We start from the raw sequence: 12,834 nt of genomic DNA, 5'->3' as shown, positions 1-12,834 counted from the left end.
GGCTTTCTTTATGAGCGACGTCCGTGTGCGGGTGAGACTTTGCTGAGATTCGTGCCGCAGCTTTCGCGAACGACAATTTCGCAACCGAGCGTTTGCGCGGATGGTGGCGATTGACTGGGGCCTTCGAGCAGCCCGGCGAGATGTTCGAGCGCGCGCTGGCCCAGCTCTGCAATGCGCACGCGCACCGTGCTGAGCGTCGGGGTGATGTAGCGTGCGATGGGAATGTCGTCGAACCCGGCCAGCGCGATATCCCGCGGTACCTCCAGGCCGGCTTCGCGGAAGGCGTACAGGCAGCCCACCGCCATCATGTCGTTGGCGGCGAAGACGGCGTGCGGGCGTTTCTTCTGCGCCAGCAGCTGCTGGCCGGCCAGGTAACCGGATTCCTCGGTGAAGTCGCCGGCAATGACACTCAGTGACTCGCCCGGTGCGCCGGCTGCCATCGCCGCGCGGTAACCCTGCTCGCGCTGCTGCGCATCGAAGTTGGCGGCCGGTCCGGCGATGTGGGCTACGCGGATATGGCCGGCACCCAGCAGGTGCTGCACCATCGCGTGCGCACCGCCGAAGTTGTCGATGTTGAGGACCGAATAGGTCTTGCTCTTCACTGCACTGTTGAGCAGCACGGCCGGTACGGAGGCGGCCAGGTTGGCGTGCAGGAAGGCCTCGTCCACCCGCGTCGACAGGATCAGCATGCCGTCGACACGGCCCTGCATTGCGCGCAGGGCGGCGGCGGCATCCTCGGCTCCGTCATGCGAACTGGAAACCAGCAGGTGCAGGCCGCGGGCCCGTGCCGCCAGATCAATGCCGCGAATCAGTTCGGAAAAGAACTCGCCATACAGATCCGGCAACAGCGCACCGATGGTGTGCGTGCGCCGGGTGATCAGGCTGCGTGCCGCGGCGTGCGGTACGTAGTGCAGCCGGTTGGCGACTTCGCGGATGCGCTGGCCGGTTTCCATGGTGACCCCGCTGCCTCCATTCAGGGCGCGCGAAACGGAGGCCACGGAAACCCCGGCCGCACGCGCTACGTCTTTGATGGTGGTTGTCGCCATGGGGTAATCCGAAAGTGTCGAAACCCTGCCGCGGCGCCAACGTAATCGTTTTCATGAAGCGTTGTAAAGCACTCGTGAACAAGGATTTTTGCTGCGTTGCAAAAGGTTTTCGCCTGCGAAATTCTGATGCCTTTACTCAGGCCGCCAGCCGTGCGGCGGTCCGGCTGTCATGCGTGACGAATGGGCTTATGGCAACGCAACAACGATGGTGCGGAACCAACCATGGATCGACCTGTCGCTGTTGCCGGACCGGCGTAACCGAGCTTGCCTTTGGCTCTGTTGATACGGCTCGTAACAGTCCTTGCTGAAAACAGCTTGGCAAGGTTGATGCTTTCTAAACCCGGCAGGCGGTGACAGCTACGTAATCGGCCGCTGGTGCGGGTTCGGACTGACGCGATGGGGCGGAATGGACACCGATGGGGCCGTAATTGACCTGGACCATGAACGCCGAGATGTTGTTTTCATCACATTCGGGACGCTTGTTAAAAAGATATTTTTGCTGTTAAATGTAGGTTAATCTTTGTCACCTCAATCGACTGTATCCTCAAGCTGCTGCGATAGTTGAAGAAACAATACTCAAGTTACTGTTTTTACACATCATGATGACTCTGCTGACCTTGCTGCTCGTATTGCCCGTCGCGCTGATTGCCGGCGCAGCAATCAAGCGCGTGCCGGTTGGCCAGGTCCACAGCCTGTATCGCCATGGCAAGCCGGTGCGCCTGCTGCAGCCGGGAACGCACGTGGTGTTGCCATGGCTGGATCGGGTAACGCACAAGATCAACCTGGCCGGGCAGACGCTGCACTTCGAGCAGCCCCGCGCGGATGCCCATGACGTGCGTGGCACCGTGTACTGGCAGGTGCTGGAGCCGGAGCGTGCCGATGCCGTGTTCGAGCAGGTCGATCAGTTGATCCGTCGCGGTGCGCAGGAAGCCTTGCGTGATGAGCCGGAAGTGGAGCGCGCCGACCGGCGCGATCTGGGCGTGCGCCTGAAGCAGTCCTTGAACAATGCACTGCGCGAACGCGGCATGATGGTGACCCGGGTCGAGCTGGATGTAGCCTGAGGTTTGAATCGCGCCAGGGCGCCCGAGAGCGTCCGCGCCACAGGGGATTGGTAAACCTTGAACCCGCTACGGCGGGTTTTCTTATGTCGGCTTGCTCAAGGATGCTGGCATCGTCGCCATCCGGCGCGGATACTGCCGGCCCCGCCACACAGGAAAACATCATGGCTTCGCGTGACGCCTTGCAGACCCGGCTCGAACAGGGCATCGCCGAACTGGGGCTGGTCCTGCCGGGCGATGCAGTAGCGCGACTGCTCGACTATCAGGCCCTGCTGGAACGCTGGAACGCGGCCTATAACCTCACCGCCGTGCGCGATCCGGCGGAGATGATCACCCGTCATCTGCTCGATTCACTGGCGATCCTGCCGTATGTGCAAGGCGCCACGCTGGCCGATCTCGGTACCGGGCCGGGCCTGCCCGGCATTCCGCTGGCGATCGCCGCGCCGGGGCGCGAGATTCTGCTGGTCGATTCCAATGGCAAGAAGGTGCGCTTCCTGCGCGAGGCGATCCGTGCATTGAAGCTGGATGGCGTGCGTGCGCTGCAGTCGCGCGTGGAAGACGTCGAGGGCCAGTACGACTGCATCACTGCGCGTGCCTTCGCCAGTCTCGCCGACATGCTCGGCTGGGGCGGTCATCTGCTTGCGCCAAATGGCATCTGGCTGGCGATGAAGGGCAAGCGCCCGGATGACGAGTTGCCGGGCATGCCGGCGGATTTCGCCGTACACGGCACGCACGAGCTGGCGGTGCCGGGGTTGCCGGCCGAACGCCATCTGCTGGTGATCGGCCGCGCCTGATCTGAAGGCGTTTATTCGTCCAGCACGCTGCCGTTGCTTTCGATCACCTGCGCATACAGTTTCGCGGTGGCCTTGGGCGTGCGCTGCTGGGTGGCGAAGTCGACGTGATACAGCCCGAAGCGCTTGGAGAAACCCAGCGACCACTCCAGGTTGTCCATCAACGACCATGCGTAATAACCCTTCAGGTTCACCCCGGCCTCGATCGCGTGGTGCAGTGCCTGGAGGTGCTTGCGCAGATAGCTGGTGCGTAGCGGATCATCGAGCACGCCGCTTTCGGCCACCGGCGGATCGTAGAACGCAGAGCCATTCTCGGTGATGTACAGCGGGATATTGCCGTAGCGATCCCTGAACCAGGTCAGTGTATCGGTGAGGCCTTGCTCGAATACTTCCCAGCCAGTCTCGGTGTAGGTCTTGTTCGATTGGCGTACCGGCACCGCTTTCAACGGATAAGCGTCCGGGTCGTGCTTCACCACGGCGCGGGTGTAGTAGTTGATGCCGACGAAATCGACTTTCTGCCGTGTCAGTTTGAAATCGTCTGCCGGGAAATCCGGCCACGCCTCGCCGAAGATCTCCTTCAGTTCGGGCGGATAGCTGCCCAGCAGGGCCGGGTCGGCGAACTGCTGGTTCATGTAGGCATGCGCGCGGCGGGTGGCGGCGAGATCCTCCATGCTGTCCGAGTGCGGATACTTCGGCTCAATGTTGAACACCACGCCGATCTCATGCTCGCCGTGTGCGCGGTACGCCTGGATGCCGGCGCCGCTGGCGCGCATCAGGTTGTGCGCGGCGATCGGTGCCTCGAACTTGTTGCGATGCCCTGGCGCCAGCGCGCCATGCAGGTAGCCGCCATCGGTGACCACCCAGGGTTCGTTGAGGGTGGACCAGCGTGGTACGCGGTCGTCCAGCGCCTTGAACATCACTTCGGCGTAGTCGGCAAACCAGTGCGCGATGTCGCGATTGAGCCAGCCGCCGCGGTCGTCCAGTGCGGCGGGCAGATCCCAGTGGAACAAGGTGGCGTTCGGCACGATGCCGTTTTCCAGCAATTCGTCGACCAGCCGCGAATAGAAGTCCAGCCCTTTCGCATTGACCTGGCCGGTACCCTCGGGCAGCACGCGCGCCCAGTTGATGCTGAAGCGGTAGCCGTGCAGGCCGAGTGCCTTCATCAGCTGCACGTCGCCCTTGTAGCGACGATAGTGATCGCAGGCGATATCGCCGGTGTCGCCGTTGACCATCATCCCCGGCGTATGTGCGAAGCGTTGCCAGATGCTGGGGCCGGCGCCGTCAGCCAGCGGCGAGCCTTCGATCTGGTAGGCCGAGGTGGCGGCGCCCCAGTGAAAGCCCTCGGGAAAACGGAAACTGCGGCGTGCCATGCGTATCCCTGCAACTCGGTGCTTGATGTAAACGATTACGCGGGCAGAATAGCCCAACGCCATGTCGATGTGCAGGCAGTGCATGCTTCGATCAAGGCGGGCCATCGTGGCCAACTGCACGGGAGATGTCGATGGCCGCGGTACAGCTGGATCAACTGCGCAAGGTCTATCCGAACGGCCATGTCGGCGTGGCCGGCGCCAGTTTCGACATCGCCGATGGCGAGTTGCTGGTGCTGGTGGGGCCTTCGGGCTGCGGCAAGACCACCTTGCTGCGGATGATCGCCGGTCTGGAATCGATCAGCGGCGGCACGCTCAGCATCGACGGCCGCGTGGTCAACGAGATGGCGCCGAAGGATCGCGACATCGCGATGGTGTTCCAGAACTACGCGCTGTACCCGCACATGACGGTGGCGGAGAATCTCGGCTTCGGCCTGAAGCTGCGCGGTCTGCCCAGAGCCGAGATCGACCGCCGGGTGACCGAGGCGGCCCGCACGCTGGAGCTGGAATCGCGGCTGGCCGCGCGTCCCGGCGCACTGTCCGGTGGCCAGCGTCAGCGGGTGGCGCTCGGTCGTGCGCTGGTGCGCGATCCGAAGGTGTTCCTGCTGGACGAGCCGCTGTCCAATCTCGACGCCAAGCTGCGGCTGTCGATGCGGGTGGAGATCGCCCGTCTGCACCGGCAGCTGAAGGCCACCATGATTTACGTCACCCATGACCAGATCGAGGCAATGACCCTGGGCCAGCGCATCGTGGTGCTGGACGGCGGGGTGATCCAGCAGATCGACACGCCGATGAATTTGTACGAAAGCCCGGCCAACCTGTTCGTCGCCGGCTTCGTCGGCAGCCCGGCGATGAACCTGTTGCGCGGCACCCTGCGCAGCGATCGCGGCTGGGTATTGGCCACGGCAGATGGGGATATCGTGCTCGGCGAGCCGCCGCAGGCCGCGATATGGCAATCATGGCGCGATCGCGAGGTGGTGCTGGGCATCCGCCCGGAGCACCTGCAGCCGCAGGCCGCCGAACGCGCCGCGCTAAGTGCGCGGCTGGAAGTGCTCGAACCGGTCGGCAACGAGATCTTCCTCAATCTGCGCTTCGGTGCGCAGGCACTCGTTTCACGGGTGGCCCCCCAGACCTCGCCCGAGCCCGGCAGCCTGCTGGCGCTGGGCCTGGTGGCGGAGCGGCTGCACCTGTTCGATGCGGGCAGCGGAGTGCGGATCGGCGCTGCGGATGGCCTGGCAGGCGGGCAGCGTTCGGTGGGATGAGGCATTACACTAACCCTCTCCTGCGTACGGTAGCTATCCATCCATGGCCCGCATCATCGCTGTCGCCAACCAGAAGGGCGGCGTCGGCAAGACCACCACTGCCGTCAATCTCGCTGCCGCGCTGGCTGCCGCGAAGCGCAAGGTATTGCTGATCGACCTGGATCCACAGGGCAACGCGACGATGGCCTCGGGCATCAACAAGCGCGACGCCAAACCAAGCGGCTGCGAAGTGTTGCTGGAGGAAGCCGAGATCGCCAGCGCGATCGTGCCGACCGACGGTCACTATGACCTGCTGCCGGGCAATGGCGATCTCACCGCCGCGGAACTGAAGCTGATGGACGCGCTGGCGCGCGAGCATCGGCTGAAGGAGCTGCTGGCGAAGATCTCGGCGAACTACCACACCATCCTGATCGACTGCCCGCCCTCGCTGAACCTGCTGACGCTGAATGCGCTGACCGCCGCCGATGGCGTGCTGATTCCGGTGCAGTGCGAGTATTTCGCGCTGGAAGGCCTGTCCAGCCTGCTGGACACGATCAAGGCAGTACGTCACCGGCTGAATCCGAAGCTCGAGATCGAAGGCCTGTTGCGCACGATGTACGACGTGCGCAACAACCTCGGCAACGAAGTGTCCGCCCAGCTCACCCAGCATTTCGGCGACAAGGTGCTGCGCTCGATCATCCCGCGCAACGTGCGGCTGGCCGAGGCGCCCAGCCACGGTCAGCCGATCCATCTATATGACCGCAGCTCGCGTGGCGCGATCGCCTACATCGGCCTGGCCGGCGAAGTGATCCGGCGCGAGCGCGGATTGCCGCCGCGCGTCGAGCATGCCGATCAGGTCGACGACGTCGAACCACCAGTGCATGGCGGCAGCGGCGCACTGCTCAAGGCGCCCGCCGCCAACCATCAGGAATAAGCATGGCAGCTGCGAAAAAACGTGGATTGGGACGCGGGCTCGATGCCCTGCTCGGCGGTACCGGCGAGGCGGCACCGTCGGTGCTGGCGCAGGAAGGCGAGCTGCACATGCTGCCGATCCAGCAGATCCAGCCAGGCAAGTACCAGCCGCGCCGGCACTGGAACGACGAGGCACTGGACGAACTGGCCGCGTCGATCAAGGCACAGGGACTGATCCAGCCGGTGGTGGTGCGTGCGATCGGCAAGAACAGCTACGAGCTGATCGCCGGCGAACGCCGCTGGCGCGCGGCACAACGCGCGCAGCTGAGCGAGCTGCCGGCGCTGGTGAAGAGCGTGCCGGACGCCGCGGTGCCGGCGATGGCACTGATCGAGAACATCCAGCGCCAGGATCTCACCCCGCTGGAAGAAGCCGATGCGCTGAAGCGGCTGATCGACGACTTCGATCTCACCCACCAGCAGGCCGCCGATGCGGTGGGTCGTTCGCGCGCGTCGGTGTCGAACATGCTGCGGCTCACCGAAATGCCGGATTCCATCAAGCGGTTGCTGGACGACGGCAAGCTGGAGATGGGCCACGCACGCTGCCTGCTGACCCTGGACGAGGCCATCGCCGTGCCACTGGCGCGTCAGGCCTCGACCCTGGGCTGGTCGGTGCGCGAACTGGAGGAAGCGGCACGCCGCGCGCAGACCGCACCGAAGGGCAAGGCAAAGAGTGCGCCGGCGCGCGATCCGAACATCGCCGCGCTGGAACGCGAGCTGGCCGAGCGCTTCGCTGCGCGGGTCGAGCTGGCCCAGGGTCGGGGTGGCAGTGGCAAGCTGGTGATCCACTACCACAGCAATGACGAGCTGGATGGCATTCTCGGCAAGATCCGCTGAGGTTCGCCGACTATCGCCTCATGCGCGGCCTGTCTGCCGTTCGGCACTCGCGTGGCAAGATCCCGCGGGCACTGCCGGTCCTGGAATCCCCAACGGAAAACGTGTTGCTCCGCTTGGCAGTAAACTGCGCCCCTGTTGCGCCAAGCGCAGCATTTGTCATTGCTGAAAGGCCCTCCCATGCCGCAACTCTCCGTCGTCGTCCCCGTCTTCAACGAGCGCGACAACATTCCGCCGCTGCTCGCCGAGATCGCCGCTGCCCTGCGCGGCAAGATCGATTACGAAGTCATCTACATCGATGACGATTCCAGCGATGACAGCCGCGCGGTGCTGGCGACGCAAAAGGCCAGCCATCCGGAATTGCGCGTTCTGCATCACGTCACCCGCAGCGGCCAGAGCACTGCGGTGTGGAATGGCGTGCGCGCGGCGACCTCGCCGTGGATCGCCACGCTCGATGGCGATGGCCAGAACGATCCGGCGGATATCCCGAAGCTGCTGGCGGCACGCGATGGCGCGGCGGCCGACATGCGGCTGTTCGCCGGCTGGCGCACCACCCGCCGTGACAGCTTCAACAAGCGCATCTCCTCGAAGATCGCCAACGCGGTGCGCTCGCGCATGCTTCGGGACGCCACGCCGGACACCGGCTGCGGCCTGAAGCTGTTCGATCGCGAGGTGTTCCTGCGCCTGCCCTACTTCGACCACATGCACCGCTACCTGCCGGCGCTGGTCAAGCGTGCCGGCTTCGCCTGCCAGAGCGTGCCGGTCGGTCATCGCCCGCGCACCGCCGGCGTGTCCAAGTACGGCATGCTCGATCGGCTGTGGGTGGGCCTGGCCGATCTGCGCGGCGTGGCGTGGCTGATGCGGCGTGGCAAGGTGACCAAGGTCGAGGAACTCTGATCCGCCTCACGCCGCACTGATCCGGCCGTCGTATGCTGGGGATCTTCCGTTCGGGAGAGTGCCCATGAGCATCGTCGTCAAACGTGTCTACGAGCCGGCCGCGAAAGCCGATGGCTATCGCGTGCTGATCGACCGGCTGTGGCCACGCGGGTTGAAGAAGGACGCCGTGTCACTGGATCAGTGGGCGAAGGAGCTGGCGCCCTCCACCGCGCTGCGCCAGTGGTTCGGGCACGAGCCGTCGCGCTGGGACGGCTTTCGTCATCGCTACGCCAGCGAACTGGATGCGCTGGCCGAACACTGGCAGCCGCTGGCCGAGCGTGCGGCGCGGCACACCGTCACCCTGCTCTACGGCGCGCGCGACGAGGAACACAACAACGCGGTGGCGCTGAAGGCGTACCTGGAAAACTGGCTGCGCACGCATGGTCCGCGCTGATGCCGGGGACGCTGATGACTTCGACCAGGCCGGTTTGATCAGGGTTGCTGCACCGGCGAGGCCGATTTCGACCAGTGGGCCAGCGCCTCGCGCGTCTGCAGGCGGCCGCGTTCGATCAGTTCGCGAGCGCGGTAGAACTCGTAAATGGTCGACACGTTGCGCGGCAGCTGGATCAACAGGTCCGGTTCGTACGCGGCCAGGCGCAGACGCGAGAGGTTCGCCTGCATCAGATCCATCGACTGGTTGAGCAGATCCCATGCGCCGGGCTCGCGCGGCTTGCCTTCGCTGTGCGGCAGCAAGCGGCCGAAGAATTCGCCGAGGCGGTGGCGGTAGCTGCGGTCATCCGGATCGTCCTGTTCGATGGCTTCGGGTGCGGCCATCTGTGCCGGGCCGTCCATGCTGACGGCGAACAGAAAGTCGGCCGGATCACGGATCAGTGGCGTGACCGGTACCGGGTTGAGCAAGGCGCCGTCGAGCAGTCGGCGGCCATCGACGGTGTGCGGGCGGAACACCGTCGGTATCGAGATCGAGGCGCGGATCGCATCAAACAGCGAGCCACGGGTCAGCCATACCTCGCGTTCGCGATCGAGGTCGGTGGCGACGGCGGTAAAGGCGAGCGGCAGCTCCTCGATGCAGACATCGCCGATCATCTCGCGCAAGGTGCCGATGATCCGCTCGCCCTTGATCAGGCCGCCGCCGGAAAACGTCCAGTCGAGCAGCTTGAACACATCGAGCCGGGCCAGCGTGGTCACCCAGTCGCGATAGACGTCGAGCTTGCCCATTGCATACACGCCGCCGATCAGCGCGCCCATCGAGGTGCCCGCGATGGCGGTGATCCGGAATCCCTGCGCAACGATCTCCTCGATCACCCCGATATGCGCCAGCCCTTTCGCGCCGCCGGCACCGAGCGCCAGTGCCACGCTGGGTTTGCGCGGCACGGCGGCATCGGGCGGTACGGCGCCGGGATCGGCGATGTCGGCATGGTTCATCGCGGTGTTCTGCTCAGGGCGGCGACTGCTGGTAGCCGCCGAGTGCCAGCTGCAGCAGGATCTTCATTTCCTCGCGCAGCGGCAGCGGCGCCACGACTTCCGCGTCCGGGCCGTACTTGAGCACGTCCATCAGAAGTTCCTTCGAATTGGAGTAGGGCACTTTCAGTTCGTAGCGTCCATCGGGCAGCCACTCGCCCTTTTGCTGTGAATGCCAGTGCTCGTCGGCGACCCAGCGCGCGGCATGCTGTGAAAACCGGATCGTGGCCCAGGCCTTCGGCTTGCCGGCGAAGATGCCGTAGCTGGAGGCGAGCAGTTCGTTGAGATCATTCTCGCCGACATCGGTCGCGACGGCATCCAGCGCATGCGCCTCGGCGATACGGTCCACCGCGAAACTGCGCAGTGCCTCGCGGTCGTGGTCCCACACGTCCAGATACCAGTTGTCGCGGTAATGGGTCAGTCGCTGCGGCGACACGGTGCGGTGGCTGTCGGCATTGGTGGTGCGTGCGCGGTAGCGGAAGCGCAGCTGCTTGCGCTCCAGTACCGCGCCGGCAACGGTGCGGAACACCTGCTGATCCAGCTTGCGTTCGCCCCATGGAATCACCCGGATGCGCTCGATCGGCAGTGCCTTGCCGCTGCCCTGGTCCGACAGCAGGGCCTCGATGCGTGTCTTGAAGGGCGCCAGCGCACCCGCCAGCACGCCGGGACCGGAGCGGCTGATCAGCTCGTTCAGTGCCAGCAGCGCGGACAGTTCGTCGGAGGTCAGCCACAACCCCGGGAGCTCGAAGCGCTCGCCTTCGCCTACCTCGTAGCGGAAGGCCGCCTGATCGCCGCCGGCGCTTTCAATCGGCGCGCGCAACGCATCGCGCAGGAACGCGATGTCGCGGTACAGCGTGGCGCGCGAGCATTCCAGTTCACCGAGCAGACGCGACAGCGGAACCGGGTAATGCGCCGATTTCAGCAGGCGGTGCAGGGTCAGTATGCGTTCGTAACGATCCATGGTTCGGGCGGCATCAGCTGGGGAAGTGGGCGTTGCCTAGCATGGTGGCGAGCCGAGGTCGTCGCAAGTCATGGTGCGACCGTTACCGGCGTCATCGGTGATCTGCTGATCCGGCCCTGTCCCTGCAGGCGCATTCGCGGCCGTCGGCGACGGCTTCCCGCAAGGATGATGCCGGACCGGGGGTGCCGCGCTGGGGTCCCGTTCATTGGGAGTTCAACCCCTTTTGTTAAGGTAATACTTACCAATAATTAACAAATGGACTGACCTTCATGAAAAAGACCCTGATCGCCGGCCTGCTGCTGGCTGCCCTCGCGAGCTTCGCCGTGCAGGCCCAGGACACCACCTCCACCACCGACGCAGCCAGCAACAAGGGCGGCTGGACCGGCTCGGGCGAATTCGGCTTTGCCTCCGCCACCGGCAACACGCGTTCGCAGAACATCAACGCCAAGCTGGGCCTGAGCCAGGAAAACGACCAGTGGAAGAACAACTTCTTCCTCGACGCCCTGCGCGCCAAAAGCCAGCTGAAGGTGGTCGACGCCGCCGGCAACACCGTCAACGACTACAACACCACGGCGAACCGCTATGACGGCGGCGCCTCGGTGGGCTACAAGTTCGACCAGCGCAGCTACATCGTCGGCGCCGCCCGCTACGACCACGACGAGTTCGGCGCCAACCTGTGGCAGGGCGTGATCTCGCTCGGTTACGGCTACATCGCCCTGAAGGACGAGCGCAACGAGCTGTCGTTCGAAATCGGCCCCGGTTACAAGGAATACCGTCCGGCCAATGTGGACGTCGTGGTGGACGGCGTGCTGGTGCCGCAGCAACAGTCGACCCAGAATGAAGTGGTTGCCCGTGGCCTGGTCAACTACAAGCTCAAGATCTCGGACAACACCTCGTTCGAGGACACGTTCCTGATGGAAGCGGGCTCGAAGAACACCTACCTGCAGAACGACGCCGGCCTCGCGGTCACCATGACCAAGAAGCTCGCGATCAAGGTCGGTTTCCAGGTGCGCCACAACAGCAGCGTGGTGGTCGGCCTGAAGAAGACCGATACGCTGGCGACCACCAACCTGGTCTACAACTTCTGAGCCCGGCCTGACTTCCGGCCGCAAATCGACGGCTCTTCCGCGCAAGCGGGAGGGCCGTTTTCATTGGTGCTGTGCGGATCGGGTACCGAACCGGGTCAAATCCCGAGCAGTTCGCCCGCACCTTGCTTCAGCAGCGCGGCAGCGACCTGCCGGCCCAGTTCAATGGCCTGATCGCCGGCGCTGCTGGCGTCGGCATGCAGCAACCGGCCGCTCGTTGCATCACCGACCATGCCGCGCAGATGCAGGCCATGCTCGCCGAGCACGCACCAGCCGCCAACCGGCACCGTGCAGCTGCCACCGAGCGCATGGTTCATCGCCCGCTCGGCGGTGATGGCGAGCCGGGTATCGGCGTCGTCCAGCGCAGCCAGCAGGGCCAGCACGCTGGTCTGCCCTTCACGTGCCTCGATCGCGATCGCTGCCTGGCCCGGTGCCGGCAGCCAGTCCGGCGCGGCCAGCCGGGCACGGATGCGTGCGGCCAGACCCAGCCGCTCCAGTCCGGCGCAGGCCAGCACGATCGCGTCGTAATCGCCGGCGTCGAGCTTGCCCAGCCGGGTGCCGACATTGCCGCGCAGGTCGAGCAGCACCAGATCCGGCCGGAGCGCTCGCAGCTGTGCCTGTCGCCGCAGCGACGAGGTGCCGACCCGCGCGCCATGTGGCAGCGCGGCGAGATCCGCGTAGTGGTTGCTGACGAAGGCATCCGCGGCATCCGCGCGCGGCAGGATCGCCGGCAACACGAAACCCGGTTCCAGTTCCGCCGGCACGTCCTTCAGCGAATGCACCGCCAGATCGGCACGACCTTCCAGCATCGCCACCTCGAGTTCCTTCAGGAACAGCCCCTTGCCGCCGATCGTCGCCAGCGGCTGGTCGAGAATCTCATCGCCGCGGGTGGTCATCGGCACCAGCTCCACCGCCAGTCCCGGATGCGCTGCGCGCAGCAGGGCGGCGACATGCTCGGCCTGCCACAGCGCGAGTGCGCTCTTGCGGGTGGCGATACGCAGGGTGGAGGGATTCATTGGAACTCCGCAACATTTGGCAAGGTCGCATTGTCGCGTAGTTTCCGCATACGGGTGCATCGGCGTATTGGCGCATGGCGGGTGCGTAGCCCGTGGCGGACAGCTACGATG

General features: G+C 65.1%; 13 protein-coding genes. 8 read left to right on the top strand and 5 right to left on the bottom strand.

All coding sequences use genetic code 11. From position 1 onward, the window contains the following. Positions 1–8: 8 nt before the first annotated feature. Positions 9–1,046, bottom strand: coding sequence for a LacI family DNA-binding transcriptional regulator (locus B0E50_RS04345; protein ID WP_077439964.1), 1,038 nt, complete (start codon positions 1,044–1,046; stop codon positions 9–11). A gap of 599 nt (positions 1,047–1,645) precedes the next feature. Here B0E50_RS04345 and B0E50_RS04340 point away from each other — a divergent pair. Together B0E50_RS04340 and rsmG are read left to right on the top strand one after the other, a co-directional pair. Then, positions 1,646–2,107: an SPFH domain-containing protein gene (locus B0E50_RS04340; RefSeq protein ID WP_077439963.1), complete on the top strand. Its 462-nt coding sequence runs from the start codon at positions 1,646–1,648 to the stop codon at positions 2,105–2,107. A 161-nt stretch (positions 2,108–2,268) separates the two neighbouring features. Further along, positions 2,269–2,898, top strand: coding sequence for a 16S rRNA (guanine(527)-N(7))-methyltransferase RsmG (gene rsmG / locus B0E50_RS04335; RefSeq protein WP_077440014.1), 630 nt, complete (start codon positions 2,269–2,271; stop codon positions 2,896–2,898). 11 nt (positions 2,899–2,909) lie between these two features. On the opposite strand, the gene B0E50_RS04330 is transcribed toward rsmG, so the two are convergent. Beyond that, complete coding sequence (locus B0E50_RS04330) at positions 2,910–4,265, bottom strand: GH1 family beta-glucosidase (RefSeq protein WP_077439962.1); 1,356 nt, start codon at positions 4,263–4,265, stop codon at positions 2,910–2,912. A gap of 131 nt (positions 4,266–4,396) precedes the next feature. Between B0E50_RS04330 and ugpC the strand changes: the two genes are divergently transcribed. From ugpC to B0E50_RS04305, 5 genes are all read left to right on the top strand, one after another. After that, positions 4,397–5,524, top strand: coding sequence for a sn-glycerol-3-phosphate ABC transporter ATP-binding protein UgpC (gene ugpC, locus B0E50_RS04325; RefSeq protein ID WP_077440013.1), 1,128 nt, complete (start codon positions 4,397–4,399; stop codon positions 5,522–5,524). 43 nt (positions 5,525–5,567) lie between these two features. Further along, on the top strand, positions 5,568–6,437 hold the full coding sequence (locus B0E50_RS04320) for a ParA family protein (RefSeq protein ID WP_077439961.1): 870 nt from the start codon (positions 5,568–5,570) through the stop codon (positions 6,435–6,437). A 2-nt stretch (positions 6,438–6,439) separates the two neighbouring features. Next, complete coding sequence (locus B0E50_RS04315) at positions 6,440–7,309, top strand: ParB/RepB/Spo0J family partition protein (protein WP_174575020.1); 870 nt, start codon at positions 6,440–6,442, stop codon at positions 7,307–7,309. 177 nt (positions 7,310–7,486) lie between these two features. Further along, positions 7,487–8,203: a glycosyltransferase gene (locus tag B0E50_RS04310; RefSeq protein ID WP_077439960.1), complete on the top strand. Its 717-nt coding sequence runs from the start codon at positions 7,487–7,489 to the stop codon at positions 8,201–8,203. A gap of 64 nt (positions 8,204–8,267) precedes the next feature. Continuing rightward, positions 8,268–8,636: a DUF488 domain-containing protein gene (locus B0E50_RS04305; RefSeq protein WP_077439959.1), complete on the top strand. Its 369-nt coding sequence runs from the start codon at positions 8,268–8,270 to the stop codon at positions 8,634–8,636. Positions 8,637–8,674: 38 nt separating this feature from the next. Here the strand turns inward: B0E50_RS04305 and B0E50_RS04300 are convergent, their stop codons facing one another. Next, on the bottom strand, positions 8,675–9,625 hold the full coding sequence (locus tag B0E50_RS04300; RefSeq protein WP_077439958.1) for a patatin-like phospholipase family protein: 951 nt from the start codon (positions 9,623–9,625) through the stop codon (positions 8,675–8,677). 13 nt (positions 9,626–9,638) lie between these two features. Then, positions 9,639–10,622 carry a YafY family protein gene (locus tag B0E50_RS04295; RefSeq protein ID WP_077439957.1) on the bottom strand — a complete coding sequence of 328 codons (984 nt, stop codon included), beginning with the start codon at positions 10,620–10,622 and terminating at the stop codon, positions 9,639–9,641. Between the two features lie 269 nt (positions 10,623–10,891). Here B0E50_RS04295 and B0E50_RS04290 point away from each other — a divergent pair, with 269 nt between their 5' ends. Continuing rightward, a complete protein-coding gene (locus B0E50_RS04290) occupies positions 10,892–11,710 on the top strand; it encodes a DUF481 domain-containing protein (protein WP_077439956.1) in 819 nt (272 codons plus the stop codon). A gap of 95 nt (positions 11,711–11,805) precedes the next feature. Here the strand turns inward: B0E50_RS04290 and hemC are convergent, their stop codons facing one another. Next, positions 11,806–12,723, bottom strand: coding sequence for a hydroxymethylbilane synthase (hemC, locus tag B0E50_RS04285; RefSeq protein ID WP_077439955.1), 918 nt, complete (start codon positions 12,721–12,723; stop codon positions 11,806–11,808). Positions 12,724–12,834: the final 111 nt, after the last annotated feature.

It is taken from the genome of Rhodanobacter sp. C01, assembly GCF_002001045.1.
Classification (GTDB): Bacteria; Pseudomonadota; Gammaproteobacteria; order Xanthomonadales; family Rhodanobacteraceae; genus Rhodanobacter.
The sequence above is the reverse complement of the archived record's forward strand: the minus strand, read 5'-3'. Positions and strand labels throughout refer to the sequence as shown.

What these genes read in the sequence shown, in the direction of transcription:
- B0E50_RS04345 (WP_077439964.1), bottom strand. Translation starts at nt 1,046, where the DNA reads ATGGCGACAACCACCATCAAAGACGTAGCGCGTGCGGCCGGGGTTTCC.
- B0E50_RS04340 (WP_077439963.1), top strand. Translation starts at nt 1,646, where the DNA reads ATGATGACTCTGCTGACCTTGCTGCTCGTATTGCCCGTCGCGCTGATT.
- rsmG (WP_077440014.1), top strand. Translation starts at nt 2,269, where the DNA reads ATGGCTTCGCGTGACGCCTTGCAGACCCGGCTCGAACAGGGCATCGCC.
- B0E50_RS04330 (WP_077439962.1), bottom strand. Translation starts at nt 4,265, where the DNA reads ATGGCACGCCGCAGTTTCCGTTTTCCCGAGGGCTTTCACTGGGGCGCC.
- ugpC (WP_077440013.1), top strand. Translation starts at nt 4,397, where the DNA reads ATGGCCGCGGTACAGCTGGATCAACTGCGCAAGGTCTATCCGAACGGC.
- B0E50_RS04320 (WP_077439961.1), top strand. Translation starts at nt 5,568, where the DNA reads ATGGCCCGCATCATCGCTGTCGCCAACCAGAAGGGCGGCGTCGGCAAG.
- B0E50_RS04315 (WP_174575020.1), top strand. Translation starts at nt 6,440, where the DNA reads ATGGCAGCTGCGAAAAAACGTGGATTGGGACGCGGGCTCGATGCCCTG.
- B0E50_RS04310 (WP_077439960.1), top strand. Translation starts at nt 7,487, where the DNA reads ATGCCGCAACTCTCCGTCGTCGTCCCCGTCTTCAACGAGCGCGACAAC.
- B0E50_RS04305 (WP_077439959.1), top strand. Translation starts at nt 8,268, where the DNA reads ATGAGCATCGTCGTCAAACGTGTCTACGAGCCGGCCGCGAAAGCCGAT.
- B0E50_RS04300 (WP_077439958.1), bottom strand. Translation starts at nt 9,625, where the DNA reads ATGAACCATGCCGACATCGCCGATCCCGGCGCCGTACCGCCCGATGCC.
- B0E50_RS04295 (WP_077439957.1), bottom strand. Translation starts at nt 10,622, where the DNA reads ATGGATCGTTACGAACGCATACTGACCCTGCACCGCCTGCTGAAATCG.
- B0E50_RS04290 (WP_077439956.1), top strand. Translation starts at nt 10,892, where the DNA reads ATGAAAAAGACCCTGATCGCCGGCCTGCTGCTGGCTGCCCTCGCGAGC.
- hemC (WP_077439955.1), bottom strand. Translation starts at nt 12,723, where the DNA reads ATGAATCCCTCCACCCTGCGTATCGCCACCCGCAAGAGCGCACTCGCG.